The 25,040-nt window shown below is 61.0% G+C and carries 25 protein-coding genes; 10 read left to right on the top strand and 15 right to left on the bottom strand.

What is annotated here, in order from left to right:
* Window positions 1-198: 198 nt before the first annotated feature.
* From ACVIGB_RS02815 to gyrB, 10 genes are all read right to left on the bottom strand, one after another.
* Window positions 199-894, bottom strand: coding sequence for a hypothetical protein (locus tag ACVIGB_RS02815; protein WP_456717177.1), 696 nt, complete (start codon window positions 892-894; stop codon window positions 199-201).
* Between the two features lie 25 nt (window positions 895-919).
* Window positions 920-2,497 carry a hypothetical protein gene (locus ACVIGB_RS02810; RefSeq protein WP_456717178.1) on the bottom strand — a complete coding sequence of 526 codons (1,578 nt, stop codon included), beginning with the start codon at window positions 2,495-2,497 and terminating at the stop codon, window positions 920-922.
* 297 nt (window positions 2,498-2,794) lie between these two features.
* Window positions 2,795-3,370: a dihydrofolate reductase gene (locus ACVIGB_RS02805; RefSeq protein WP_456717179.1), complete on the bottom strand. Its 576-nt coding sequence runs from the start codon at window positions 3,368-3,370 to the stop codon at window positions 2,795-2,797.
* On the bottom strand, window positions 3,367-4,380 hold the full coding sequence (locus tag ACVIGB_RS02800) for a hypothetical protein (protein ID WP_456717180.1): 1,014 nt from the start codon (window positions 4,378-4,380) through the stop codon (window positions 3,367-3,369). Before ACVIGB_RS02800 ends, ACVIGB_RS02805 begins: the two co-directional genes overlap by 4 nt.
* Window positions 4,377-4,586, bottom strand: coding sequence for a hypothetical protein (locus ACVIGB_RS02795; protein WP_456717181.1), 210 nt, complete (start codon window positions 4,584-4,586; stop codon window positions 4,377-4,379). Before ACVIGB_RS02795 ends, ACVIGB_RS02800 begins: the two co-directional genes overlap by 4 nt.
* Window positions 4,587-4,599: 13 nt before the next feature.
* Window positions 4,600-6,603 (bottom strand): hypothetical protein, encoded by a 2,004-nt coding sequence (locus ACVIGB_RS02790; protein WP_456717182.1) that lies wholly within the window; start codon window positions 6,601-6,603, stop codon window positions 4,600-4,602.
* 17 nt (window positions 6,604-6,620) lie between these two features.
* Window positions 6,621-9,335 (bottom strand): DNA gyrase subunit A, encoded by a 2,715-nt coding sequence (gene gyrA / locus ACVIGB_RS02785; RefSeq protein ID WP_456717183.1) that lies wholly within the window; start codon window positions 9,333-9,335, stop codon window positions 6,621-6,623.
* 52 nt (window positions 9,336-9,387) lie between these two features.
* On the bottom strand, window positions 9,388-9,924 hold the full coding sequence (locus tag ACVIGB_RS02780) for a bactofilin family protein (RefSeq protein ID WP_456717184.1): 537 nt from the start codon (window positions 9,922-9,924) through the stop codon (window positions 9,388-9,390).
* Between the two features lie 146 nt (window positions 9,925-10,070).
* Window positions 10,071-10,796, bottom strand: coding sequence for a response regulator transcription factor (locus ACVIGB_RS02775; protein ID WP_456717185.1), 726 nt, complete (start codon window positions 10,794-10,796; stop codon window positions 10,071-10,073).
* Window positions 10,797-11,258: 462 nt separating this feature from the next.
* A complete protein-coding gene (gyrB, locus tag ACVIGB_RS02770; RefSeq protein WP_456717186.1) occupies window positions 11,259-13,715 on the bottom strand; it encodes a DNA topoisomerase (ATP-hydrolyzing) subunit B in 2,457 nt (818 codons plus the stop codon).
* Window positions 13,716-14,153: 438 nt separating this feature from the next.
* Between gyrB and ACVIGB_RS02765 the strand changes: the two genes are divergently transcribed.
* Window positions 14,154-14,717: a hypothetical protein gene (locus ACVIGB_RS02765; RefSeq protein WP_456717187.1), complete on the top strand. Its 564-nt coding sequence runs from the start codon at window positions 14,154-14,156 to the stop codon at window positions 14,715-14,717.
* Window positions 14,718-15,286: 569 nt separating this feature from the next.
* Here ACVIGB_RS02765 and ACVIGB_RS02760 read toward each other — a convergent pair.
* Window positions 15,287-16,246: a S1/P1 nuclease gene (locus ACVIGB_RS02760; RefSeq protein WP_456717188.1), complete on the bottom strand. Its 960-nt coding sequence runs from the start codon at window positions 16,244-16,246 to the stop codon at window positions 15,287-15,289.
* A 219-nt stretch (window positions 16,247-16,465) separates the two neighbouring features.
* On the opposite strand from ACVIGB_RS02760, the gene ACVIGB_RS02755 reads away from it, so the two are divergent.
* The 7 genes from ACVIGB_RS02755 to ACVIGB_RS02725 all read left to right on the top strand — a co-directional run bounded on the left by ACVIGB_RS02755 (window position 16,466) and on the right by ACVIGB_RS02725 (window position 21,139).
* Complete coding sequence (locus ACVIGB_RS02755) at window positions 16,466-16,948, top strand: ribbon-helix-helix domain-containing protein (RefSeq protein ID WP_456717189.1); 483 nt, start codon at window positions 16,466-16,468, stop codon at window positions 16,946-16,948.
* Window positions 16,902-17,333, top strand: a complete 432-nt coding sequence (locus ACVIGB_RS02750) for a DUF3037 domain-containing protein (RefSeq protein ID WP_456717190.1) — start codon at window positions 16,902-16,904, stop codon at window positions 17,331-17,333. Before ACVIGB_RS02755 ends, ACVIGB_RS02750 begins: the two co-directional genes overlap by 47 nt.
* Window positions 17,334-17,359: 26 nt before the next feature.
* Entirely contained in the window at window positions 17,360-17,773 is a 414-nt protein-coding gene (locus ACVIGB_RS02745) for a hypothetical protein (protein WP_456717191.1), read from the top strand.
* Window positions 17,774-18,022: 249 nt separating this feature from the next.
* A complete protein-coding gene (locus ACVIGB_RS02740; RefSeq protein ID WP_456717192.1) occupies window positions 18,023-18,814 on the top strand; it encodes a hypothetical protein in 792 nt (263 codons plus the stop codon).
* Window positions 18,790-19,140 (top strand): hypothetical protein, encoded by a 351-nt coding sequence (locus tag ACVIGB_RS02735; protein ID WP_456717193.1) that lies wholly within the window; start codon window positions 18,790-18,792, stop codon window positions 19,138-19,140. The genes ACVIGB_RS02740 and ACVIGB_RS02735 overlap by 25 nt, the downstream gene beginning before the upstream one ends.
* Window positions 19,141-19,277: 137 nt before the next feature.
* Entirely contained in the window at window positions 19,278-20,297 is a 1,020-nt protein-coding gene (locus ACVIGB_RS02730) for a lytic transglycosylase domain-containing protein (protein ID WP_456717194.1), read from the top strand.
* 77 nt (window positions 20,298-20,374) lie between these two features.
* Window positions 20,375-21,139 carry a hypothetical protein gene (locus ACVIGB_RS02725; RefSeq protein WP_456717195.1) on the top strand — a complete coding sequence of 255 codons (765 nt, stop codon included), beginning with the start codon at window positions 20,375-20,377 and terminating at the stop codon, window positions 21,137-21,139.
* Here the strand turns inward: ACVIGB_RS02725 and ACVIGB_RS02720 are convergent.
* Window positions 21,093-21,542: a hypothetical protein gene (locus tag ACVIGB_RS02720; RefSeq protein WP_456717196.1), complete on the bottom strand. Its 450-nt coding sequence runs from the start codon at window positions 21,540-21,542 to the stop codon at window positions 21,093-21,095. The genes ACVIGB_RS02725 and ACVIGB_RS02720 overlap by 47 nt on opposite strands.
* Before the next feature lie 158 nt (window positions 21,543-21,700).
* On the opposite strand from ACVIGB_RS02720, the gene ACVIGB_RS02715 reads away from it, so the two are divergent.
* On the top strand, window positions 21,701-22,684 hold the full coding sequence (locus ACVIGB_RS02715) for a hypothetical protein (RefSeq protein WP_456717197.1): 984 nt from the start codon (window positions 21,701-21,703) through the stop codon (window positions 22,682-22,684).
* Here the strand turns inward: ACVIGB_RS02715 and ACVIGB_RS02710 are convergent.
* Window positions 22,681-23,274 (bottom strand): DUF6088 family protein, encoded by a 594-nt coding sequence (locus tag ACVIGB_RS02710; RefSeq protein WP_456717198.1) that lies wholly within the window; start codon window positions 23,272-23,274, stop codon window positions 22,681-22,683. The two genes, ACVIGB_RS02715 and ACVIGB_RS02710, sit on opposite strands and share 4 nt — an antisense overlap.
* 385 nt (window positions 23,275-23,659) lie before the next feature.
* Between ACVIGB_RS02710 and ACVIGB_RS02705 the strand changes: the two genes are divergently transcribed.
* On the top strand, window positions 23,660-24,271 hold the full coding sequence (locus ACVIGB_RS02705) for an XF1762 family protein (RefSeq protein WP_456717199.1): 612 nt from the start codon (window positions 23,660-23,662) through the stop codon (window positions 24,269-24,271).
* A 55-nt stretch (window positions 24,272-24,326) separates the two neighbouring features.
* Here the strand turns inward: ACVIGB_RS02705 and ACVIGB_RS02700 are convergent, their stop codons facing one another.
* Together ACVIGB_RS02700 and ACVIGB_RS02695 are read right to left on the bottom strand one after the other, a co-directional pair.
* Window positions 24,327-24,608 (bottom strand): hypothetical protein, encoded by a 282-nt coding sequence (locus ACVIGB_RS02700; RefSeq protein ID WP_456717200.1) that lies wholly within the window; start codon window positions 24,606-24,608, stop codon window positions 24,327-24,329.
* A complete protein-coding gene (locus ACVIGB_RS02695; protein ID WP_456717201.1) occupies window positions 24,605-24,835 on the bottom strand; it encodes a hypothetical protein in 231 nt (76 codons plus the stop codon). Before ACVIGB_RS02695 ends, ACVIGB_RS02700 begins: the two co-directional genes overlap by 4 nt.
* Window positions 24,836-25,040 lie beyond the last annotated feature (205 nt).

Genomic DNA, 25,040 nt, shown 5'->3' with positions numbered 1-25,040 from the left:
TGTGGAGCTGGTGGCAATGCAATGGGATTAAATCTGCTGCTGCCACCTCCACCTCCACCTCCACCTCCATCTCCACTAGGTTCTGAAGGCGGTACCGGCAATTCTCGGATTTCGGGATGAGGATTCTGCGAGCGAGCTCCCGGGACTATGCCAACAGAAAACACCACGACAGCGACGATCCTTAGCGCGCCGGGTGGTTTATTTGATCGTTTGCATCCCATAGAACCTCGCATCGATGGCTCTGATCAAGTTGTGCAATGAATTGTCGATCTTGGCAGCCGGCGCTGAAATTGCTTTGTCGCCAGACAGCAGATGGTCTTGCAGCGATGACCTGAGTACAAGAAGCTCGCTTTCGATCTTAAACAGGTTGGCCAAACACATCCGCTCAATGTCGGGCGATTGGCCGCAATTCCTGAAGCGATCGGACCAAGCCAAGAGTGAATTCAGAATCTTCGAAAGGGCTTTCCGAGCGTTATATCGTTTTTCGGTAATCGAAAAATTTCGAGCAATTTCCGATTCGAGGGTTTTGCACTCGGAATTCATGAGCGCGATGGCAGTCGGGTTGGTCTGAATGTCAGGCCCGAGTTCTTTGATACAAAACAGCCCGACGAAATAATTGCATGAATCACTATTGTCGTTGCAACCAATATACTTGTGAGCGAAGTCGATGCAGGTTGCTTTGCAAGCGCTATCAGCGAGGGTGGCGCGGCAGCAGAGTATGCTGCTGAAAATTATCAGGCTGAGGGCAAAGGAGCCAGAATAACGGAAATGACAAAGCATCGTGCGAAGCCCAAAAGCCATTGTTAGTCGTAGCATGCGTTTATCCAAAAAGGAGAGATAGAAGCTTGCACCCGCTTCCTTGGGGGCATCGCATTGGGCGGCATCTCCACTCATCCTGTTCTGTCTCTGAATTCGACCGTCACGGCCGGGAGAGGGTCGGGGCAGACACATTTTCCGGCGGCGAACTGTTCGCTGGTGGAGCAGTTGGCTTGGGTGGCATCATCAATGCATTCACCGCGGACGCCGGCGCGTTCGGCGTTGTTATGGCGGTGAGTGCCGACCCAGGGTCCGGGCTCGGGGCGTTCGCAGACGGCATTGGAGAGACTGGATTGGGGTTCGCCGCCAGGCTGTAGGGCACATTGACCGTAGGCGGATTTGACGGGTTGCTTGGGCTGTCCACGCTAGGAGAACTGGCTGCCGTCGACGACCCTGCGGACACTGCAGAGCTCTGCGGCTGCTGTTCCGAACCCGGCTGTTGCTCCGGCGGCGGCGACATTATCGCCTTCACCCCCGTCTCGGTGCCCTTTTCAACAGCAGCGTCAAAGCCAGCACCTGCCAAATAGGACGCTCCCTTCGCCACCGGACCAGAAATGTACGGTCCGACGTACGGGATCGCATCAGCAGCCAATCCCGCGTCTATTCCCACGTTTGTCTTGAATGCTTCCTTCGTGCCTTCAAGGCCTATACTTGCAGCCTGTCCGGCCGCAGTGGGGGCGACCGAGTTTTGTTCGTTGTCGGCAGCAGCATTTCCGACCGATGCGCCGGCGGCAGCCCAATTCGCAACACCCGTAACGGCGCCAACCGACCACCCGATAGCTCCGCCAAGTATCATATTTCCGACGACAGAATTATCGACGCGCCCCGAGATGAATTGATCCCGAGACATCGTCTGGCCGTTCACGGTGACCGTTTGGCTCGGTTGCCACGTATTGACGGTGCCTGGAGTAGCGCTCGGTGATGACGTCGTGGGAGGCAAATACACGATCTTCTGGTTGTCATAGTAGTAGGGGCATCCACCGGTCGGGCAAGATCCTGAAATCTTGAAATCCGGTGGCAGCGTGCACGGAGCCGAAGCCGTGCAATCGGACTTTGCCGGCGCGGCAATAGTCCCGCCGCCCGGAGCGATTGCAGTGCCTCCCTTCGGCTTTCCTGCGCAAAGATCTGTCTCGCAGATTATTGTGGCGCCACCGGAGGAGCCTTCATTTACTGCGGTCGCGCCTTCGGTAGAACTCGGTCTTGCAACATCTTTGCCTTTGGCTCGGCCAAGATTTTGCTTTGTAGGTACCTCACGGGTCGCACTGTCAGATTTGGCGAGAGTGGTCGTTTGCTTTCCGGTGGCCGCAGTTTTCTCTGAAATGGTTGGCTGCTTGGCATTGGCAGCCGTAGCCGGTTTGAAGTCCGTCTTTGGAGCGCCAGACACCGGCTTGCTCAAAGCCACCTTTGGAACATTCGCCATCGGCTTGGCGACCGTCACTTTCGGGACGGGTACCGCAGATCTCGGCACATTGACTGCGGGCTTGGGTACATTGACTGCGGGCTTGGGCACGTTGACCGTGACGTGCGGCCTTGGAACGTTGATCGTCGGCCGGGGAATGTTCGGCTTGGGAATGTTGATGACCGGTTTCGGAATTTCAACAGCGCAGACGACTGAGGCAAGGCCGCACGTCACGGTGGGGATTGCAATGACCCCGACGAAAAACCGGGACAGAATGCGCATGGCGTCCTCCCAGAAAAACTAAAAAACATGGAGCCGAAGAAGCTAATGCCTAATCCTACCACTCTCGGAAAAGTTGTAGGAGTCTTCAATTCGGGGTTCAAGAAAAATTAAGGTATTTAATTACCTCTATCGCGACCGTCGCGAGCGCGCGGCTTGGCATCGAGATCGTCGTTTGCAGGTATCGTCCTGGCGCCCCAGCACTTTGTGCATCGATAGTGATTGCGCGGCGTGAATATCTCCTCGCAATCCGTGCACAGCCACCTTCCCGTCAGCTTCGTCACGACGCTGAACTCGACACTAGCGGCGCAAGTCGAGCACGGTCGTCTTGTATTCGTCCTTCTGGCCGGCCGGGACAATTTGGCGCCCGACTTCGCTCCAGGTGTCCATGGAGAAGTCGGGGAACCTCGCGTCGCCGTGGATGTGCGCATCCACGACTGTCAGGAGGATGCGTCGGGCGAGCGGTAGCGCCTGACGGTAGATTTCGGCGCCGCCCGCAATGAAAATCTCTTCCGCGCCGAGTTCCTCGGCGACGAGGCGAGCCTGCGACATCGCATCGTCCATCGAGCGAACATAGCGAACGCCATTTGGAGATGATGTCGGTGGGGTGCGGGTGAGAACGATGAGCATGCGCCCCGGCAGCGGCCGGCCGATGTCGTCGTAGGTCTTCCTGCCGACGATAACCGGTTTGCCCATCGTAGCCGCCTTGAAGCGGGCGAGGTCGGTCGACAGCCGCCAGGGCAGTTTTCCATCGCGTCCGATGGTTCGGTCGAGCGACATCGCTGCAATCAGGCTGACGGCCGGAGCGTCGTCAGCCGATCGTCGCGGCGGGATTAAGGGGGTGGGACGAACTGTGAGTTCGACGATGTCGCTCATTTGAAGCTCGCAATATTGTTCAATTCCTCGAAGCGGCCGTCCTCGAATTCGGCGTCCTTCCGGACGTGCATCGAGCCGTCGATATCGGCGACGTAAACAACCACGGTCTCGCCTTCCACGATGGGAATGGCCGATTGCGAGGTCGCTCTGCCGATCTCGGCGTAGGATGAACCGCGCTTCATATGGCGCCATCGTCGGCTGGCAAGTTGCAAGGGGAAGCTGCATCGCACGAGGCCGTCTACGATGAATTCGGCGTCCTTCCGGTAGAGCTCGAGCGTTGCCTCGCTTGAAGGCTCGAGGTCGTCTCTCGCTAATGCCGTGGCAATGGCCCGCACAAGCAGGTCGCGGTTCGGCACGGTCGCCTGAGCAAGCGCCAATTCCTGCGGTGCCTCGTTGGATCGGGACGCGATGGACAGGGCTGCAAGGCGTAGCGCGGGCGCGAAGGTGCCCTTGTCGTCCCAGAGGAGGGATATCAACGCCTCCTTGGCCGCAGGCTCATCGGTCGTGCCGAATTTGTTGGCGTATTCGTCGCGAGCCTCATCAATTTGGTCTGCCAGACTGATCAGGCTTTCCGCCGGAGACAGGTGAATGCCCGGATCGGAAGGAGAGTTAGCCGCAACGAAAGTGTCGGCCAGGGCGGAACGCAGCGCGGCCGACAGGTCGCTGACGAGGTGATGTGGGCCGGCGTCGCTTCGGTTCGGGATCGTGGAAAGGTAGCGATCGGCGCGCTCGAGTAGTTCCGAGACTTCGCCGTCGGCGCGTCTAACGTTGTTCGCGTATGAGGCAAGGGCGGCGATCCGGTCAACGATGTCCAGGACGTCGCGCTTTCCGCCCTGAAATTCCTTGTTGCCAAGGCCATTGAATGTCCACGGCTTGAACCCGCTGTCCGCGATCCGCCGGTCGTAGAGCCCATCCCAGGAATAGCCGAACCATTCTGCCAGAAGCTTGCCGGCCTGTTCGCGCCCGTCGGTGGACGCCGAGTTGGTTGCTGCTTGCGCTTGCTCGTTCATGCCGCTGTTGCCTCGCTGGGGGAGAATGGGGTCGCGCCGGGGTCGGCGCGGTTGCAGATAACCCAGCATTCATTGTCGGTGCCGGCGTCCGCCTGGCGGAGCCAAACGACGTCGTCTTGGCTCTTCGCCGTTGCGGACGAGAGGAGCTGGTCAACCACGGCGATCGGCCGGCGATTGATCCAGTCGACGACCTTGTCGAGCGACATGTTTTCCGTTTCGTCAGGCTCTCTGATCCAAGAATTCAGCGCCCGCATTTTGCTGAAGATCAGGTTGGGGGGGGTCGAAAGACGAGACCCCACCACGGCCAGCGGCAACCAGCACGATCTCCTCGAAGGCGGGGAGGGTGTCCAAGAAGGTCAGTTTGGACCGATCGATTTTCATACCGACGAATTCGTGCGGACCGCTCGACTGTGCGGCGCTTGAATGCCAGGCGCCAATCAGCGCCCTTGCATTGTCCGAAAGCTTCGGCGCCGTGCCGGCGGCCAAGGCCTGCAAAGCTCGTTCGAGCGCGTCGATGTCGACCTGCCAAACGGACATGAGCCGGCCGCCGCCCTTTGAATAGGCAAGCTTGAGGATTTTCAGCAGTCGGCCCAGATCCTGTACGAGCGAGTCGTGATTACCATTCGCGGCGCTTGCCGCCTCAGACCGCTGCGTCCAATCTGGCCGCGTGTCACCATTCGGCGCTTGAGGCACCTCAATGGGCTCGACGCGGACAGAAGAGAACGTTCCATCGGCGCGGGCCTTCTCGACCTGTTCCAACATCAGCTTGAACGTGTCTGCTGGCGCCGTAGGTCCAGCGTAAACGAAGCGGTATTGGAGATTGTCCTGCTGCAGCGGCTCCATGGTATTCGGCATGGAAATCCAGTCGGACCAACCGCCGTCCAGCTTGTACCGGTATTGCTGCCCAGCAGGCTCCTCCGAAGGCATGACGCTTGCCGTCTGCTCTGCTTGAAGTGATCCCTCAGCCAGCTTCCGAAGCGCATTGGCGGCTCGCAAGCATTTGGTGGATTCGTCGTTGTCCTTCATCGCGCGGTGGGCTCGGGCTTCGCCTTCGAATTCCAGGGCCAGCTCGAGCGCTTCGGAAGCCATTGATCCCGGCGCCACCTTCAGCTGAATTGCTGCATCCGCGCGCTCGCGGATCTCCTTCATCCGCGCCCTGAAGGCATCCGATGACCCGAATTCGACGGTTGTTATATCGCGGATCGCTCTCAGCGCCTCAAGGATCGGCGCGATCTCGGAGATGCGAGCGCTTGCTTCCAGAAGCTGGTTTTTCTGATAGAGGTCGCCGATGACGTCAAGAAGTGAACGCCTCGTGTTCTCGATGAGTTCGATGCCTCGAAACGTGTATCCGGCCTCACGAATGAGCTCTAGATCGTTCTTATCCTGGGGCCGGACGTGTATCCACTCGGAATCTGGCCACCAGCACTCGCCAAGCTTGGCTTGCAAGATGTCGCGGATGGTTGCCTTGATCTCGGTGCCGGCGTCTCCATCCGGTCGTTTGACGCCGAGGAACTTGCAAAGCTGTTCCAGGACATGGTCGCAACCAGCTTGCCAGCCTTCGTCGGAAGACTGCTCGTCGGGCTGGGTCGACGCGAACTTGCGAACGCGATCTGCCCACACGGACGGCGGCGTTTTTTCGTCGACCATCATGTCTGCATCGATGGCCTTCATTTGACCTTCGAGGCGGTCGAGGTAGTCAGCTAGCTCGCGCCAAGCCACCGGTAGTTCGGCGCTGGGCTCTTCCGGCCGCGCATAAGCCTGGATCCAGGCGCGCAATATCCGTGCGTGAACCAGTGCCGCAGGCTGCTCGATGAAGTCACTCCCCCAGGCCCTCGCTGGCTTGTCACAGATGTCAGCGGCAACCTCGAGGCCCTTGCAATAGCTGTAGACGTCGACAGTGGTCCGCGGTCCTAAGGCCTCAGTTCGACCAAGCGCGTCGCTGATCGTGCCTTGAACATACCCTTGAAAGTCAGCGAGGTTCTCGATTGAGACGTCTGCGCCGAGCTGCGTCGCCTTGACTCTGAATGCTTTTGCGAGGTCGACCGCAAGTCGGGCGGCTAGATCAGGGCCGCCACCACCTACTGGGTCGGATGGCGTAGCGGATGTGTACTTTCGCTTCAGAGAATCAATCGCGCTTACCAATTCTGGTGAGCGCGCGTCGATCGCTAGGCTTCGGAGCCAGTCCATGTCCGCCGACCGAACATTGGAGTTGATTGTCGTCATGGGAGCCTCTGCAGCTACTATTCCTTGTCGGAGGATGTCGGCAGGCGCGAGGCGGCAACGATCTTCTGGCCATCGGGCACGTTGAAGAGCCGAACGCCCTTGGTCAGCCGATTCTGTACCTGCCGGATGTCGGAGACGCGGGTGCGGATCGTCTGGCCTGCGTCAGTCACCAGGATCAGGCCGTCTGTCGCCTCCACGGGGAAGCAGGCAACGACCGGACCAGTGACTTCGAACATGGTGCCGGCCGCCACGCCCTTGCCGCCACGGTCGGTGATCCGGTATTCGTGCGACGAGACCGTCTTGCCGTAGCCGTTGGCGCAAACCGTCAGGATCAGCTGATCGGCATTCTGCATGGCAGCAAGGCGCTCGTCAGACAGGCGATCCACCGTTTCGGTAACCTCTCCGGTCTCAGTGTTGCGCTCAACGAACTTCGCCGAGCCGCCCCCCGCATACATCTCGCGTTCGGCCGGCGTAACCTCGAAGTTCTTCAGCGTCGAAGCAGAGATCACGACGTCGCCCTTGGCGAGATCTATGGCCCTCACGCCGTCGCCATTGCGGCTCGCGACGAGCCGAACCTTGTCGGCCGGGAAGCGGACAATCTGGCCCTTGGCAGTTGCAATCAGGACGTTGTCCTCGGGGCTCAGGGGCAGAACCGCAATCAGCTTGCCATCACCCGCGGCATCGATCTGCATGGCGATTTTGCCGGACTTGTTGACCGTGGCAAAGTCGGTCGCTGCGTTGCGCCGGACCGTCCCGTAGTTTGTGACGAACACAAGGTTCAGGTTCTCGAGCTCGGTCTTGTCCTCCGGCAAGGTGACAACGGCGGTCACGCGCTCGTCCGGGCGCAGATTGATGAAGTTGGCAAGCGCGCGACCACGGTTGTTCGCCCCCATGTCGGGCAAATGCCACGCCTTGAGGGCAAAAGCGATGCCGCGATTGGTGAAGAACACGAGGGGCGTCTTGGTGGTGCAGACGAAGGAGGAGACGACGTAATCGTCCTCCTTGGTGTCCATCCCGGACTTGCCGGCGCCACCGCGCCTCTGTTCGCGGAAGGCGGCAACCTCGGTGCGCTTGACGTACCCGCGCGCGGTGAGATTGACGACGATATCCTTCCGCTCGATCAGCGACTCATCCATGACCTGGTCGTGCTCGGTCTCCTCGATCACCGTGAGGCGCGGCTCGGCGTACTTCGCCTTGATTTCCTCGAACTCGCGGCGGACCACCGCGTCCAGGACCAGGGGATCGTTGAGTATCTCCAGGTAGCCGTTGATCTCACGTGACAACTCGCGGGCCCGGTTGGCGATCTTCTCGCGCTCAAGACCGGTCAGAGTGCGGAGCGCGAGTGCGAGGATCGCATTGGCCTGGTCGGTGTCGAGCTGGAAGTCGGCGCCAGGCTCGGTGTCGGGATCCGCCTCGCGAAGCAGCTGGGCGAAATCGCCCGCCGTCGGGAAGCGCATCGCCATCAGTTTGCCGCGCGCGTCGTCAGCGTCCTCCGAGTTCCGAATGGTGCGGATCACATCGTCGATGCGCGAAGTAGCAGCATAAAGGGCGACCTGTTTGTGCAGTTCGTCGCGGGCCTTGTTGAGGTCGAACTCGGTCCGCCGTCTGACGACGTCGCGGCGGAAAGCGATGAACTCGCTCAGGATGTCGAGAAGCGGCATCTCTCGCGGCTTACCGGTGGAATCGAGACAGGTGGCGTTGTAGTGCCACTTCTTGATCAACTCGGTGTCGCGCTTGAGCCGATTGATGATCACGTTCGGATCGGCGTCGCGCTTGAGCTCGATGACGACCCGGACGGCGTCCTTGGAGTCCGACTCGTCGCGCAGGTTCGATACGCCATTGAGACGCTGGTCTTCCTTGTCGTGCTCGACAAGATCCTTGATTTTGACGATGAACTGTTCCTTGTTCACGAGGAACGGCAGTTGCGTCACCACGATGGCTTCGCGGTTGCCTTTGAGCTTTTCGATCGACCAGACGCCGGACATGGTGATCGAGCCGCGGCCGGTGGCGAATGACTCGCGAATACCGGACTTGCCAAGAATGACGCCGTGGGTCGGGAAGTCGGGCCCAGGCATGATCTTGAGGACCTCATCGAGCGTGAGATCGGGCTTGTCCAGCATTGTCAGCAAGGCGTCGCTGACCTCGCCGAGATTGTGCGGCGGAATGTTGGTCGCCATGCCGACGGCGATGCCGACCTGGCCGTTGATCAGCACGTTCGGGAAGCGCGCGGGCAATACGACGGGTTCCATCTCACGGCCGTCGTAGTTGGGCCGGAAGTCGACAGTGTCCTTTTCGATGTCGCGCGTCAGTTCGTGCGCGAGGCGCGACATGCGGGCCTCGGTGTATCGCATCGCGGCGGGGGGATCGCCGTCCATCGAGCCGAAGTTACCCTGACCGTCAATCAGGGGGCTGCGCATGTTCCAGGGCTGCCCAAGGCGCACCATAGCATCATAGATCGCCTGGTCGCCGTGGGGGTGCAACTTACCCATGACGTCACCGACGACGCGGGCGCTCTTCTTGTGCTGCTTTCCTGCGTGATAGTCGCCAGTCTCCATCGTGTAGATGATGCGGCGATGGACCGGTTTCAGGCCATCGCGGACATCGGGGACCGCGCGCGACCGAACCACGCTGACCGCGTAGTTGAGGAACGAATTCTGCATCTCCGTTCCGAGGGTGATCGAGGGCCGGCGCGGGGCTTCTTCTTCGAGGGGGGTATCGACGGTATCAAGCATTACAGGCAGACTTTCATGAGCTTAAAAAGGACGTAAGAAACAGTTCGAGAGATCAGCCGTTCGACGCTGAAACGAGGTAGGGCATCTGGCGGGGAGCCTCTGGCTCGACCGGATTGCTGTCGGGTTCGACGGCAGGCTCCTTGGCCGGGGCCTGGGACCGAGCGCCGGTTGCGATCTCGAGCGAAATGGCCTCTGCCGTCTGTTCGGGCATCATTTGCGCCTGAACCGTCATGATGCTGGTGAAGTCAGGAAGCTCTCCGCCGGGTTCAATGCCCAGCTTGACGACCTTGATGTCGCCGCCGGTTTCCGATCGCTTCGACAGGAAAAGCGTGTGGGCGCGAACATGCCCCTTCAGCTGACCGTCGTTCAGGATTCTGTTGGCTTCGGCTTGGCCCTCGAGGCGGCCGCCTTCCTTGATGGAAATTTCAAGTGCGCGAATGCGACCGCGCACGGAGCCGTTAATCTCCACCCGACCGGCATGAACGATCGTGCCTGCGAATTTGATGTTCTTTCCCACGATATGGGTTGCGGCCATCCCGGCCACTGCGGGCGGCTGGCGCTGCGCTTTTGCAGCCGTTCGTTCAGTCATGAAAATCCCCCTGTTTCACACTCGATACGTCGGTTAAGGATTGAAGATGTGGCTGGGGAAAGTCAAACAGGCGGGAAACGAATCCTTGGGACGAAGTGGGGATAGTGCGCCTGCATCCACGGATTTGAGACGGGGCGCGTTAAGCTTCAGGCCGCGAGCGGGCGCAGCCGGTACCCGATGCCGTAGAGCGACTCGATCGGGTCGAAGGATGGCTGGATTGCGCGGAACTTCTTGCGGAGCCGCTTGATGTGCGTATCGATGGCGCGACCCTCGATCGTGTCATCGTCGCGTTTGATGACATCCAGCAGTTCGGGGCGGGAACGGACCTTGCCGGGCCGGCGCATCAGGTCCGAGAGAACTTCATATTCCAGGTTTGTCAGGCGAACCCGTTGACCATGATAACGGCAGCCGCGGGTCTCATCGCAGATTGCGAGCTGGCCATAGCGGTAGGTGGGCTCCATAGGGGGAAGGTCGGGTGCCAGCGCGGGCGCATCGGCTTCCGGAATGGCAGTTGCGGTTCGCCGCAAAATCGCTTGAACTCTGGCGGACAGGACGTCCGGCCTGATCGGTTTGTGCTGGAAGTCGGCGGCTCCGACCTTGAATCCCGAGATTTCGTCGATCGCGTCCTGCTCGGCGGACAGGAACATGACCGGCGCGGAAGACCGGTTGCGGAAGCGACGGATGAATCCTATGCCGTCCATAGTCGGCATGCGGAAGTTGCACACCACCAAGTCGGGCTGATCATCCCCCAGGGCGTCGATGGCGCCGGCGGCGTCCGAAAAGGAGACGGTTTCGTGTCCGGAGGAACGCAGCGCCGCTGCGGCCTCGTTGAGGAACTCGCGATCGGTGTCGATCAGGCCGATGGTGCACATGAGGCGGTCTGATTAGACCTACAAGGATTCGTTTGCAACACAATCGCCTCCCAATCCGCGTCAACTCCGGTGAGCTACGGGGAAAAGTCCATGTTTGCAGCGAGTTTCGACCTACTGGAGGCGAAAGCTGTGGTTGACCCGTCGTTGTGACGTCCTGAAAGGCGCAGCTTCGGTCTGGTTTGCGTGAATGGATGGAGAGGGGGAGAGGTTACACTTTCCATTTCGCGGAATCTCTCCCCCTTCGCAACCACCTCTTATTGGCAGCGCGGCGGCGGCGCCGCCGCCGCGCTGCCACGACTACTGACTACTATTACGACGACGCTACGCTCTACTGCCGTCGCCGCGCGGCGGCGGCGCGCGCCGGCCGCTGCTAGCCGGCCACTACGCACTTGGCGCAGGACCACCTAATCATGATTCGCGCATATGTGGTGGAAACTCGCTTATTGCGGGAAAGCACGACTACTAGATGTCGACGGTCGCTTCGGTGAAGCGATTGGTGATCAGATCCTTGCGCTCGGAGGCGCTCTCTTCCGCCATGAGGGTCGCGACAGTCTGGTCGGCGTCCTCAGCGTCGGACAAATGAACCTGAACCAGCGTGCGACGGATCGGATCCAAGGTGGTCTCCCACAGCTGCTCCGGGTTCATTTCACCCAGACCTTTGTAGCGGGCGATCTCGCGGCCCTTGGCGCCGATGTCGCAGATCACCTTGCGCAGGTCGGCCGGACCGAAGATGTCGGCGATCTTGTCCTCGCCGCGCATAAGCCGGGCGCCTTCGGCGAACATTCCCGACAGCTTCTGTCCATAGCGGACCACCGTGTGCGCGAGCTGGGTATCCGATAGCGCCGCGGGGACCGAGTAGCGGCGCTTGACGCCGCGACGGGTCATTTCGAACTCGAGGCGATCTTGGTGGGCGGTGCCGCTCCAGCGCGTTCCCGGCAGGCGTTTCGGCATCAAGGAGCAGATGAAGTCGACGCACTTGCGGCGGGATTCATCTGTCGCGAAGACATCGGAGTGGAATGCTCCCGAAACACCCATGGCGGTCGTCAACGGGAGGAAGCCAACGTCCTCATCGAGCTTGGCGATCAGGTCCTCGGTGCGACCGCTCTCGGACACGGACTTCACCAGCGCGTCGCCTTCGATAACTTCTCCGGAGGGGCACACCAGCTTTAAATCCTCGGCGCCGAGACGCGCGAGCTCGCGGTCCAGCGCCGCCTGGTCGAGAACATAGGTTTCGGCCTTGCCCTTCTTGACCCGGAACAGCGGAGGCTGGGCAATATAAACGTGTCCTCGCTCGATAATCGGCTTCATGTGCCGGAAGAACAGGGTCAGCAGCAGGGTTCGGATGTGGGCGCCGTCGACGTCGGCGTCCGTCATGATGACGATCTTGTGGTAACGCAGCTTGTCGGCGTCGAAATGCTGGTCGCCGATGCCTGTGCCGAGTGCCTGGATCAGGGTGCCGATCTGCTCTGACTTCAGGATCTTGTCCATCCGCGTCCGCTCGACATTCAGCACCTTGCCGCGCAGCGGAAGGATTGCCTGGAATTCGCGCTTGCGCCCCTGCTTGGCGGAGCCGCCTGCCGAGTCACCCTCGACGATGAACAGCTCGGCCTTCTCGGGATCGCGCTCCTGACAATCAGCGAGTTTGCCGGGCAGTGACGCCATGTCGAGGACCGACTTCCGCCGGGTCATCTCACGCGCCTTGCGGGCGGCGTCTCGGGCAGCGGCGGCCTGAACGGCCTTCTCGATGATCTTCTTCGCCGGCGTCGGATTTTCCTCGAGCCAGGTGTCCAGTGCCTGGCCGAAGATCTGCTGGACGGGGCCGCTGACCTCGGAGGAGACCAGCTTCTCCTTGGTCTGCGACGAGAACTTCGGGTCCGGTACCTTCACGGACACGATGGCCGTGATGCCCTCGAGAATGTCATCGCCGGTGAGCTCGGCGCCCTTCTTGGCAGGAGCCTTCTTCTGATAGTTCTGGATGGCCCTGGTGAGTGCGAGCTTGAAGCCCGTGACGTGGGTGCCGAAATCGCGCTGCGGGATGTTGTTGGTGAATGCGAGAATGGTCTGCGTGTAGCTGTCGTTCCACTGCAGGGCGACGTCGACGCCGATGATCCGGCCGTCTGCGACCGACGTTTCGCCGGCGGCCACGATCGGCTTGTCCAGCATTGCCTGGCGGTTGCGATCGAGCCACTCGACGAACCTCGCGGTGCCGCCTTCGTACTGCAGCTCGAGAGCGGCGATGTCCTTCTTGCGACGATCCTGGAAGAGGATGCGCGCTCCGGAATTCAGGAACGCGAGCTCACGCAGGCGACGTTCCACGATCGTCGCGTCGAACTCCACCTTGGAGAAGGTGAGGACTGACGGCGTGAAAACGACCTTGGTTCCCCGCTTGGCGCTGGAGCCGACTTCGCGCAGCGCCTCGACGGTCTCGCCGTGCTCGAACGCAATGAAATACTCCTTGTCGTCACGGTAGACGGTGACCTCGAGGCGAGAGGACAGCGCGTTGACTACCGACACGCCGACGCCGTGCAGACCGCCGGAGACCTTGTAGGAGTTCTGGTCGAACTTGCCGCCTGCATGGAGATTGGTCATGACCAACTCCACCGTTGGCATCTTCTCCTCGGCGTGCATCTCGACCGGAATGCCGCGGCCGTTGTCGATCACGGTGACCGAGCCGTCCGCCTCCAGGTAGACCTCAACGGAGGTGGCGTGGCCGGCGAGGATCTCGTCGATGCCGTTGTCGACGACCTCCCAGATCATATGGTGAAGGCCGGAGCCGTCATCGGTGTCGCCGATATACATGCCAGGGCGCTTGCGCACGGCGTCCAGGCCTTTGAGCACCTTGATGCTGCCAGCGCCGTATTCGGCCGGATCGCCGGCGGCAGGCTGGGCGAGCAGGGTCGGGGCTTCGGCATTCGACATTTACAGTTCCTTTAAACGAATCCTTGAACTCGGGAGAGAGCTCCCGATCGCTGAATATCGCCTTTGGCTCCGGAGAGGAGCAACACCCGGACCAATCTTCTCCACGGTCTTCGACCCGTTATCCCGGTTTTGCTTTGGGATCGGTGGATTGGTATTTTCGGAGACGCCGCCTATGCTCGAGGCACCTCGATCAAGGATATTGCGATGAGTGGCCGAACGATCCCCGCCGACACAGAAGTTGCCCTGGCGTTCGGCGGTCGCTGCTTGATTGGTCGGACCGCTGAAGCTTTCGATGGACGCGCCGGATCTCAAGTCAGCGTTCGATTCCCGGCGCAGCCATACTCGTTCAATGAGACGAGGGAGCGAGTTTACACTGCGCAAGAGGCTCGTGTCGGGCCGGACGGCTCATTACTGGGTCCGATGTCTTTCGGGGTCGCGATGTCGGTCATCCTGAGGGCTGCCGAAAGAGCCGTTACCGCCGAAACGGACTATCGGACGCGCACCGCGATTCAGACCGCGAAGGACTTCTTGATGTTCCGCGGGCAGGATATTGACCAGTCCTTTCAGCCGGCGCTCGCCTCGCCGCCGGCTGGGTGGCCGACGAAGGTCACCGAAGCGACCGATCAGGACGACATTGAAGAGCCGGTCGGAGCGCTGCGGGTCGTCCTTTCGCTCGCGCAAGGGATGATCGGCAGCGATGGAGCCATTGTCGCTGCGGAACGCCGCGGTGCCAAGCTGTCATTCCGTGAGGATAATCCGGGTCCCGAGTCCTGGATCGTGCTAGACCAGCCCGGGACGCCGATGTGGGATCGCGCTTATCCTTCCCGGGCTGAGGCCGCTCGGGCTTACTGTCGTTATTACGACATTCCGTTGGAGCGAAGTGTTCCCGGGATCGGATGGTTGGAGGCTAGGACGACGGAGCAGGCCTGCGACCTGGTCCGCGAACTCATCGTTACGCATGGAGACGAACTCGAGGCGGTGCGGTCGCCGGCTCCGCGCTAATCGACAATGCCGATGCGCCGTGGACGCCGTCCACATGCTGCAGAGGGAGCTTCCGGCGCGCCGCATGACCGCAGCAGACCTTGTTCGGCTCGGAATGGCACGCCCAGGCGGTCTGGTTAGCCTCACAAAGGGTGTCGATCTCGCCTGTGCTCGGCAGGCAGCCGAGATTGTAAGCCGTCTCAGTTGTCGGATGCCCCCAGTTGAAGGGGCACCCGTCGCAGTAGCCGCGTCTCACTTCAGTCATAGTGTCCTTTGAGTGCTTTCCCATTCGGCAGCCGCGCGACCGGCGCGGAACGCGGCATACCCAAGCGTGTTTCTCGACGCGCGATCGGCGTATCTCTGGGGAAGCGCGTTGTCAAAACCCCACCAGAAATGTTGCGCCCACGAATTACCCTTATGACGGCGCCCATCCGGGCGGATAAGATCCCTGTGCTTGGTCTCATACGCTTTGATCAGTGCGGCGAACTGAGATCGCATCATCGGATCCCGGAAGGGATTTCGAATATCGTCGATCGCTGACTTACTCACTTTTTTGGGCCCTAGGAGCAGATACAAGGCATCGGTGGTCCTCAGCGCAGGGCGCCATTGAGAAGCCCTGCGAGCCGAAGGCCGGCCTTTGCGATCTGCTCGCGCGCGACTGCGACTGCAGCCCGTTCATACGCACTGTCGATCCGATAGACCAGCTTGCCATCGGCAGAGGAGCCCGCCTGTGGACCGACGCGGTAGGCCACGTCCCTGGCCTTGGTGAAGGCATCAAGGGCCCAATCGCGCGGCCGCCCGCCCAGCCACTCCTTTCGGCGTGATGCATACTCGTTGGCGATGCCGTCGGCGATCGTTGACAGCATGACGCGGTCCAGTAGAGCGCGACCCGCGCGCGGCCCGATCCGGCTCGCATGCAGCGGGTTCATGGCCCGGATCACTTCGGTATCCCAATACGCGTGGAGCTTGATCGGCATAAAGCCGCTCTCGCTGACCACGTAGATGCCGTTGCCTCCGCCATCGCGATTGTCAGCCGAATGCAGCGGTTGATGAAGGTCGCCGACCAAGTGCAGCAGGAACTTCAGCGCAAGCAGCTTCTCGAATGGAGTGACCGTTGGATCGGCGAGCTCCGCGGTGAATTGTTCGACCTTGTCAACGCTGCAGGCGGCAGGGCCGGCGGAAGCCGGTGTTCCGGCCGGAAGTGCGGGATGATTCCGGCAGGCCGCATCGACGTTGCCGTCGGCAAGCTCGATATTGGTGAAGTGCCACTTCTCGGTCCCGGTCGAGCCGCCCTGGTTCCGCGCGGCGTCCCTGTATTTGTCCGCCCAGGTCGTGCGCGAGACGAAATCGGGGGCAGTCGAAAAATCGCGGTCCGTCGCAAGCATGGCATCGACCTTGGTTCGGACGGCCGGATCGAGAAGCTTGTAGGCAATAAGCCCGATGATCTGATGGCCTTCATCGCCCCAGGCGGAGGCCGGCCGCGGTGTGCAAACGGCACAAATGGCCAGCGCAAGGAGTGCACAAACACAGCGTCGGAGCGAGAGTGTCATAAGTGATCCAAGGTCGATTCAAGATTCCACCGGATGCTGTCCGGGGAAACGGAGGGAGGCAACCGGGAGTATTGGATTCTCAATGATTTATTGGCAATCGAATCCTTGCGCCGCGGTTAACGGGAGTGCCTGTGAACTCAAGGTAACGTCAGCTTGACGCAGGAATCGGCCGATAGGATTGTGAGCTCAATCACAACCTTCCAATCCTTGAGAGTTCCAATGCGCCCGAAAAAGGCAGGACCGGCACCGAGCCGCCGCGGCAAGCGGCAATTGGTGGTGTTCCTTGACCCGAAATTTGCACGTCCTGTCCGCGCAAGGGCGGAGAAGGAAGAGAAGACGATGCAGGAGATGCTGGCGTCTGCCATGAACGCGATCCTTGCCGAGAACGGATGCCGCGAGGTCTTTCCGGCTGGGCACCAGCGATACCTGAAGAGAAAGCGGAAAGTGGCCGTTCCGCGGAAGACCGACACGACCACGCTCGCGCGGCGAGGGCTGGCGTCCGTCAGCGGTTGGTTCGAAACCAAATGCCTTGACTACGCTAATAGCGCGGCGTGCGAGCTTGGCTTAAGTTTGCAGGAACTGGCACAGGAAGGCTTGAAGCTCATCATGAAGAGACCGATCATGCTGCTGCCGTCACCGGAAACCGGAGCCCATCATGGAGACCGAGACACTCTTGACGAAGGTCGGAGACGTTCCGTTTAGCTTTTCGATTCTTCGGTATTTCGCCGATCCTTCGGGCGGAGATTTCGTCAATGTCGGCGTCGCGCTTCACTCGCCGCGGCTGGGCTTTCTGGGCGTCCGGACCGGAGGGATAGCCGACCACGTCCGGGACTTGTTCCCCACCGTTAATCCGGACGAGCTCCGGCGGGATATCGATGCCGTCGAGGGGTTGCTTCTCAAGACGAAGCCTGAACGGATCGCCACGGGCGAGTTCGCCATGTTCTTAGCGCAGGCTCTACCGGCCCAATCGAGGCTCGGCTGGTCGGTCATCCACAAGGGAATGACCGCCGATGGCCGCGAAACGCTCAATGAGTTGTGTGAGCGCCTGGTCGATCGTGCGCAGTCGGCAATCGTCTCGGCGCCCTAGCAGGGCGTTGGAAGGGAGCCGAGACGGTGACGGGACACAAATACGATTGTGAGCACGTGCTAGGTGTCGGTGAGCAGAAGCCGATGGGGTACCTCCCGCTGCCGTATTTTGCGGATTTTGCCTCTACCGCCGTCGAGGAAGTCGAGGCGGAGGCTGCAAGGCGAGGAATTGCCACCCGCAGGTTCTCGCAAGCTGAGAGCCAGATCGCAGGAGGAGCCCTCTATTCCTGGGCTCCGGATCCGCTGGCTGCGGTCATAGAGGCCAACCGGGATGTGCTGGAGCAGGCTGGCTGGCCGACGGATCCCGCCAAGTTTGTCGCGCGGTGCGCGGTGGAGTGGGTAGCGGGCAACCACCCAGTTCGCTCGGTTATAGCCCACGCTTTCGGGAATGCCTGGGAAATCGAGGAAATCTGCTCGCCCGCGCCCATCATCGGACGCTAACCCAAGGACTCATTAACACCGTGGAAATCGAGGAGGTTCGAGCCTCCAACCTCGACTTGTGCCGCCGTGGCCGGATAAAGTAATCCTTGGATCACTCCGAGGTATCTCTGCGTGGAAAGCTACTCATCCGAAGCCGTTGGTCATCTCGCGGTCGCCTGTTACCAGGCCGGCGCGCTGGACAATCTGATGGCAAATTCTTCGGTCGAACGGGCTTATACCGCCTGGATCGGTCGCGCCGAGAGCATCGCGATGGCAGATGCCGTCGGTTACAAGATCGACATATCCGAGTTCGTTCGCGCGCTTGGAGAGGAGGTGGCAACCAACATCTCCCGGGATACCAAGAGTGCGATGGATGCTTTCCGTGGTCGTCGCATGATCGGGACATGGGTGTCGCCGCCGACGTCAGACCTGGTGCGGGAACTGTTCCATACCGCGCTCAAGACCCATGTAACTATCCTCAATGCCCAGCAGGAGAATGCTCTTGAGGATGACGCCAGGGCGCTTGCCTATGCGCTCGAGGACGCAGCCGAGGCGCGCAACCTGCGCGAATGCGCCAGGATCGTCTTTACGCAGATCGCGGATGAGAGCTTTTTGCGCTTCGGCAAGCGCATTCGAATGCTGATTGCGCCCTGGCTTGGCGCGCGGCTCTTGGGTTTGCGCCGGGCGACAATCCCAGTGGCCTTGACCGTCAATCAGGAAGTCGACGCTGCGAAAGTCGATGAACCGGCCGCGCTGGCCCGGGCGCTCGAGAAGGCGGCTCGCAGGGCTTCCGATGGCTTGACCAACGTTCGCCTGCTCCGGGACGGTCTTTTGAAGGAGTACGGAGACCGCAACGCGAAGTCCAAGGCCGAAGACGCAGTCGATTTCTTCGTGACCCAGCCCATGGCGTCATCCAGGGACATCGAGAAGGCTCTCGGTTTGTCGCGCCGGGGAGCCAATTTTGTGATCGATCGCCTGCTTCAGCGCGGCGTCATCGAAAACGTCCATCAGGACCGCGCCAAAAACAGGGTGTTCGCATGTCGCCGAGCGATGGTGCTCTAGCCGTCGAGCTTCGCCGGCGCGCCAGGACGCTCGCGCGCGCCGCGCGCGGCAGCCTGCTGGCGATCGGCGGGCCCGACCTTGAAGTGCGAGAGGATTACCGGGATCCGGCGGCACCAGAGGTCTGGATCCGCGGTGATGTGCTGGTCGTGTTTCAGGTCGACGCGATCGCAGTCTCGCGGATCGCGGACAACATGACCGATATGGACGAGGTCGCCAGTCATCCCGCTGAAGCCGTTCTGGATGCCACCCGCAGCGCGGTCCTGGATACGCTTTGCCGGGCGGTGGGTCGCCAGCTCGAGCGCGACGTCGTGGGAGCTGTATCGTGAAGCGGGTCTTGCTCATCATGACGACGCTGCTGATCGCGGCGCCGGCAGCGCACGCAAGCAAGCAGTTCGACCGGCTGCGGCCGCAATTGGTCGAGATGGCGAGGTCCGGCGAGGCAAGCGCAGCCTACGGATATGCGATGCAGGCCGGGGGCGAGGACGTCTGGGAAGGACGCTTTCTGGCGGGCTTCATTGCCCTGAGGTGGCTCGGTCAGGCGGACGTTGCCGCGCAACGGTTTGCCGAGACTGCGATGCTCTCGAAGGACGCCTACGGAAAGGCGACCGCCGGATTCTGGCTTGGCCGGGCGCTCACCGCCCTGGGGCGGACGGAAGACGGGCACAAGGCTTGGAAGGCCGCTGCACAGTGGCCACATACCTTCTACGGCCAGGTGGCCAGCGCACGTCTCGGAACAAAGCCGACCATTGCGACGGACGCGAAAGCGATCTTCGGTGCGATGGATGTGGCCGAGGTGCTGGCGACCCCCGATGGGAAGCGCATCGCTGCGGCGCAGGCGGCGGGAGATCTCCGGACGCGCAATGACGCGCTCAAGAGGCTCGCCGGTGGCAGCACCAAGGAAATGGGGATTGCCTGCACCATGGCGGTGCGGACCGGCGCGGTCGATATTGCAGTCGAGATCGCGCGCAACGCGGCGAAACGCGGCATCGCGCTCGTCGAGTGCGGATGGCCGCAGGTCAAGTTCGCCTGGCATGACGCCCGCGCGCCACGCGAGCTGGTGCTGGCGGTCTCCCGAGAGGAATCGACTTTCAATCAAGGAAGCACGTCGAGTGCGAATGCGCGCGGCGCGATGCAGGTGCTCGATGGAACGGCGGTGGCTGTCGGGAAGAGCGCTGGCGTTCCAATTAATCTAGGTATGATGCGCGCCAGCGCCGACTACAACGTGGCGGTCGGATCGTATTATCTCGGGGACCTCCTCAAGAAGTACAATTTCTATTCGGTGCTTGCGATTGCCGCCTATAACGCCGGGCCCGGGCGTGTCGACGAATGGATTCAGAAAATTGGTGATCCGCGCGGAGGCCAAATCGACGTGGTGGATTGGATCGAGTCCATCCCCTTCGCGGAGACGCGGGCCTACGTCAAGCGTGTCTACAGTTCGATGTGCGTCTATTTGGCGCAAGGCCAACAAGCTTCGGCAAAGTAAGAACGGGATCGACAGTCATGCGTGAGAAGGTTGTCAGAAGCTATGAACGTCGCGAGCCGGTGCCGCCGGCGCAGACCGTGACCGTGATCGAAGACGTCGGTGGGACCATCGAAGCGTGGCATGGCAATTGTCTGCTGAAGGAGTTCTCGACGTTCACCAGTGTTGAGGCGGCGATCGAAGAAGCGAAGGATGACGCCGAGAGATATTCGGTCGATGCGTTCTCAAGCCTGCGTTTCCGGGTTCGCGAAGCAATCTCTCACACGCACATTCAGGGCACTGTCGACAACCGCCATCGCAGCGGGAAGACGCTCATTCATCCCTACAAGGTGCTTGAGCGACATGTCCTGGACGTGATCTCGGGACCCATCGAGCATGCGGTCCTGACGGTGAACTGGGTCTCGGGAGCGGTGATCGCCTTCCCGGCGTCGGCGCGAAATCCGGGCGACGATCTCGTGAACTTCATCGCTCCGTACGCCATTAGTGGATATGGCAACCAGTTTCTATACGATGGCTACGGATACTCGAATTTTGAGCTGAAGGATGTGTCATTGGCGCCTTACGTGAAGGGGTCTTGCAATCGGAAAGATTCGGAACGAGAGATAGAACGGTGTCCGTCGGCAGTCCGTATGACGTTCAATGGCAAGCAGGACATCCTGGTGCCCAAGGGAGCGTCAGCCGAGCAAGTGCTCGAGAAACTCGAGGATGAAGGTCTGGATATTGCCTGCAGCTTCGATTTTGCGCGATGCGACGGCATCGCCAGGAGCTGGCACCTGTTCGTGGGTGATCCGGTTGCGACTATGGCGTTCTCGCTTCCGCCGGCGGCCGCAGCCGGCCCGAAATAACGTCGACAATAGCGTCATCTTCGGCAGGCAATTCGAGCCAGCCTGCCGCGGATAGTTCGCTGTGATCGCTCCAGGCCGCGTAGGCCTCACGCGATGAGACAAGCGTACCCTGCGCGCGGAAGATTGCGACGATCCGATCGACGTCGTCAGCGTGACGAAGCTCGTGCCTGGTCTTTTGCGGCCGAAAGAACAGGTGCACGACGCCAAGACCCTCGTGGCTGTCGCAATGTGAGAGAAGAGCGGCGAGGATCTCTTCTTCCGATTCCGGGGTCCGCCAGGAGGAATCACTGGCTTCTGAGTAGGCGCGCCAGGCTTCGGCGACGTCCACAGCTGACGCGGTGTATCCCGAATGGGATAAAACGGACATCATGTACGGGACGTCTTGGAGGGAAGAACTGATCATTCGAACCTAAGGCTTCTCTAAACCAGGCGGAATTTACCATGCGGTGCTGATGCTTCCGGTGCATTAAAGAGCCCCGTGGACAAGACTGCAAGCTGCTCTCGCCCTTTGCCGGGAATCGGGTCACGATCGGTGCCGGTATAAGGAGAGGAGGGCCCGGGATGGCGCTTCATGCAGGCAAGATTACTGGAACTGGCGTGGCGCAGGGCTGGCGGCCGAGACACGATGACCCGGCCTGCAAGACCCTCGCGGCCTCGCTGATCGCTCCCACTATCGCTGATTGGCTCGGGGATCGAGACGGTCGCGGTGAGGCGAGTGATACCGCGAAATCGCGTGAACTGGCGACTCGGATGCTGGTCGAGACAGCTGACACAGACGAAGATGGCTTCCGTCTCGCCTGTAAGCTGCAGAAGAATTTCGGCATCGAACCTGATGCGGAACTCGTGGCCATCCTGTCCAAGTGGAATGAAGCCCTTGATCTGGCGACGGCGGATCTCGAGCGCCGCAAGGTCGCCGAACTCGGAATTGAGCCTCCCTTCGGCTTCGCCGCCAAGGCTGTTTACACCGATCCCGAGGGGAATCGGATCGATGGCATCGTGTTCCGCGTGGCGGATGAGGGCGACGCGCGCGTTGCCTTTGTTGCCGACGAGGAGCCGATGGACGAAGGTCCGGATCTGTCGGTGATCGCGGTCGAGTTGGAGAACGTAGAGGTGACAGGGCCGGCCCCGGACCGTGCCGTAAGTCTGCATCCCTACGTCATGGCGGCGGTCTCTTCGCACACCAACGCCATTCTGATGGATAGCATGGAGCAGTACGCGGACAGCCATATCCGCGTGTTTGACGCTGCGCTGGAGAAGATCGCGTCCGACCAGGTTGATGCAGGTGGTGAAGCGTTCGCGGTTCATATGGACATGGCCGAGCGGTTCTCCCGGGCCTTCGAGGCGGCGATCGATAGTAACCGCTTCGATAACGCATGGGTCGCCGGCATGCTAGCCGCGTCGACTATCCGAAGGACGACAATGCTCGTTGGCATCCCGCCGGAGGACGTCGCGAGTATTCATGGCATGATCGCGGAGGTCGCGGACTGCCTCGAGGCGCCGGAGTTGAAACCGGCGCGCACTCGCAACTCGACGTTGCTGCACTAGGACTTCCGCGGCGGCCGCAGAATTCGCTTTACGTGAGGAAGGAGCCAGACCGGCAACTCGCCGAGCCCGCGCTCGAGATCCTTCCGGATTGCCGCGCCTCCCTTGTCGGCGAGGATTTCCCGCAGCCGCACGTCGAGCTCGCCGTCCGAGGCCTCGATCCGCTTCCGTATGTGCCGTAGGGCCTGGACCAGGTAGGAGGCTGGCCGGCCGGACCAGACCAATCGGCTCGGAGCGACCGTGCGGAATTCGATTCTAAGGGTGTCGAGGACGATGTCCTCCAATTCCCCGGAAGACAAGACCTTCAGAGTTGCGGGCCTGCCGCGCGCGAGCCCCAGGCGCTGAGCGGCCGATTGTTCGTCAATCAGGACCTGAACACCATCGCGGCGGGCGACGGCCTCAAGAATGGATGCCAGGTCGGGGGCGATGAGCACATCCCTTTCGTAGCGCGGAATATCGTAGAGCCCGCGGCTGATGCGTCGCACCATGTCATTTCCGGTCATCCGGTGCAGGGCAACGTCAACGGCAGTCCTCGTTCCGAGATCGACAAAATCGCGCGGTGTCCAGACGTGCGACCGGCGGCCGCGTTTCATGCGGCCAAAAATTCGGAACCCAACGCTCGTTTGCCCGCCTGGCATTTCCTCTTGCTAAGCGATTCCAGTGAGGGGCGGGAGGGGTTTCTTCTTTCTCGGACGAGCGGAACTCGAATCCTTTGTAAGATGAATCTCTGAATTATCTTACAAAGGCGCAGCGTCATGAATATCCCAAAACCAAGACCACAACTGCGGCCCCAACCGGCCACCAGGCCCCCCTACAGCCGCCGCCCGCTGCGACGACACGACGACCGACCGACACCGCGATCAGATTTATTTCCCTGTGCCGTGCACATTTCGAGCTGATCTTGCCCATAGACATTTGAGGGACGCATGCTGGCGGCACCCTTCCAAGAGGGGCGATAGCCAGGCGAAGGATGCATTCATGTCTCAAAGTGCGGCTTATGCCGGCGGTCGACGGTTTTCGGAGGGCGGCATAATCGAGTTGCGCCCCATCACGCGGGACGAAGCCAACGCCTGGATCAGTGACCACCACAGGCATCACAAACCGCCGGTCGGAGACTTATGGCGGCACGCGGTGCACGATGATGACGGGGTGATCGTAGGGGTTGCAATTGTGGGCCGTCCGGTGGCCCGAGCGCTCGATGACGGGCTAACCGTCGAAGTTACGCGGCTTTGTACGCTCGGCGAACCGAACGCTTGCTCTATGCTCTACGGCGCCGCCAGGCGCACTGCCAATGCGAAGGGGTACCGCCGAGGATTGACTTACATCCTTCGAAGCGAGTGGGACCGGTTTGACGGCAACCACCGCATCGGCGGCTCAAGTCTCATCGGTGCAGGCTATCGCTTCCTTTGGGAGGTGAGAGGCCGAAGTTGGGACACGAAATCCCGGCGACGCATCGACAAACATCCAACGGAAGACAAGGTGGCTCTCGGCTGGGGAGCCTGGGCGTCAATCGAAGCATACGACAATTTTCAGGCACCGGTGTTGTCAGACATCAGGCGAAAACCCAGGAAGCAAAGGGTATCGGTGTGAAGACGAGCTCCGCTTGCATCGGACTGGAAAGCCGGGTCGGACCGCGCACGCGCTCTTATAGGGGCGGAGTGTTGCTGCCTCGAGCCCGAAGATAAGCGTCCCTGGCTTCAAGCATGCAGTGCACCGAGACGAGTTCCTCGATGGAGGCTGTCTGCCGCCCGTCGCGGCCGACGGTTTCCAGGCCGTTTGCTTCGAACTTCATCGCGATGGCCTCCGCCATCAGATCGGCGCACCGCACCGCGTCACCTTCGGCTTCCTTGACGCGGGCATAGAACTGCTCCCGGCGTTCCATAGCGGCCGGAATGGCATCAAGCCGTTGCCGTCCTGTTCGGTTCACCGTCGAATGCCCATGTGCGGCGTGTCGGATGGCGGATTGAGGGCAGCTCGACCCTCATCGGTGAGACGGATCATAAGGTCGTCCCGTTCGATGTGACCCTGCTTATCCCAATAGGCGATGATCGCTTCTTCCTTCTTGGTGAGCGTCCAGTGCGGATAGCTCCAGCCGGTGAGCCCGGTGCGCCAAAGTTTGGTGGCCAAATATCGCCTATCGTCTGCGATCGACATTTCTTTCCTTGCTCCAATTCCGTCCGGGCGAGCCGGCTTTCTTGTCTACCGAACTTATCGAGGTCCTGGGCCAGCCGGAGGGTCTGGTTCGACGGTCTGTTCGGCGGCCGCAATGACCGCGCGGCCTTCGTTGGTAAGTGCCCATTTCGAGCAATCCCATTGATCCCGCGGAGGCAGCCGTATGATGTACTTGCTATCGGTCCCG

The sequence above is a fragment of the Bradyrhizobium sp. USDA 4341 genome (assembly GCF_054063755.1).
This window is presented reverse-complemented; position numbering and strand designations above follow the sequence as displayed.

Coding starts and splice junctions, on each gene's coding strand:
- ACVIGB_RS02710 (WP_456717198.1), bottom strand. CDS start 23,274: ATGAAACGCGGCCGCCGGTCGCACGTCTGGACACCGCGCGATTTTGTC.
- ACVIGB_RS02705 (WP_456717199.1), top strand. CDS start 23,660: ATGTCTCAAAGTGCGGCTTATGCCGGCGGTCGACGGTTTTCGGAGGGC.
- ACVIGB_RS02760 (WP_456717188.1), bottom strand. CDS start 16,246: ATGACACTCTCGCTCCGACGCTGTGTTTGTGCACTCCTTGCGCTGGCC.
- ACVIGB_RS02775 (WP_456717185.1), bottom strand. CDS start 10,796: ATGTGCACCATCGGCCTGATCGACACCGATCGCGAGTTCCTCAACGAG.
- ACVIGB_RS02765 (WP_456717187.1), top strand. CDS start 14,154: ATGTCGGTCATCCTGAGGGCTGCCGAAAGAGCCGTTACCGCCGAAACG.
- ACVIGB_RS02740 (WP_456717192.1), top strand. CDS start 18,023: ATGGCAGATGCCGTCGGTTACAAGATCGACATATCCGAGTTCGTTCGC.
- ACVIGB_RS02735 (WP_456717193.1), top strand. CDS start 18,790: ATGTCGCCGAGCGATGGTGCTCTAGCCGTCGAGCTTCGCCGGCGCGCC.
- ACVIGB_RS02790 (WP_456717182.1), bottom strand. CDS start 6,603: ATGACGACAATCAACTCCAATGTTCGGTCGGCGGACATGGACTGGCTC.
- ACVIGB_RS02695 (WP_456717201.1), bottom strand. CDS start 24,835: ATGTCGATCGCAGACGATAGGCGATATTTGGCCACCAAACTTTGGCGC.
- ACVIGB_RS02795 (WP_456717181.1), bottom strand. CDS start 4,586: ATGTCGCTCGACAAGGTCGTCGACTGGATCAATCGCCGGCCGATCGCC.
- ACVIGB_RS02810 (WP_456717178.1), bottom strand. CDS start 2,497: ATGCGCATTCTGTCCCGGTTTTTCGTCGGGGTCATTGCAATCCCCACC.
- ACVIGB_RS02720 (WP_456717196.1), bottom strand. CDS start 21,542: ATGATCAGTTCTTCCCTCCAAGACGTCCCGTACATGATGTCCGTTTTA.
- ACVIGB_RS02780 (WP_456717184.1), bottom strand. CDS start 9,924: ATGACTGAACGAACGGCTGCAAAAGCGCAGCGCCAGCCGCCCGCAGTG.
- ACVIGB_RS02750 (WP_456717190.1), top strand. CDS start 16,902: ATGGAGACCGAGACACTCTTGACGAAGGTCGGAGACGTTCCGTTTAGC.
- gyrA (WP_456717183.1), bottom strand. CDS start 9,335: ATGCTTGATACCGTCGATACCCCCCTCGAAGAAGAAGCCCCGCGCCGG.
- ACVIGB_RS02715 (WP_456717197.1), top strand. CDS start 21,701: ATGGCGCTTCATGCAGGCAAGATTACTGGAACTGGCGTGGCGCAGGGC.
- ACVIGB_RS02755 (WP_456717189.1), top strand. CDS start 16,466: ATGCGCCCGAAAAAGGCAGGACCGGCACCGAGCCGCCGCGGCAAGCGG.
- gyrB (WP_456717186.1), bottom strand. CDS start 13,715: ATGTCGAATGCCGAAGCCCCGACCCTGCTCGCCCAGCCTGCCGCCGGC.
- ACVIGB_RS02800 (WP_456717180.1), bottom strand. CDS start 4,380: ATGAACGAGCAAGCGCAAGCAGCAACCAACTCGGCGTCCACCGACGGG.
- ACVIGB_RS02805 (WP_456717179.1), bottom strand. CDS start 3,370: ATGAGCGACATCGTCGAACTCACAGTTCGTCCCACCCCCTTAATCCCG.
- ACVIGB_RS02730 (WP_456717194.1), top strand. CDS start 19,278: ATGCAGGCCGGGGGCGAGGACGTCTGGGAAGGACGCTTTCTGGCGGGC.
- ACVIGB_RS02815 (WP_456717177.1), bottom strand. CDS start 894: ATGAGTGGAGATGCCGCCCAATGCGATGCCCCCAAGGAAGCGGGTGCA.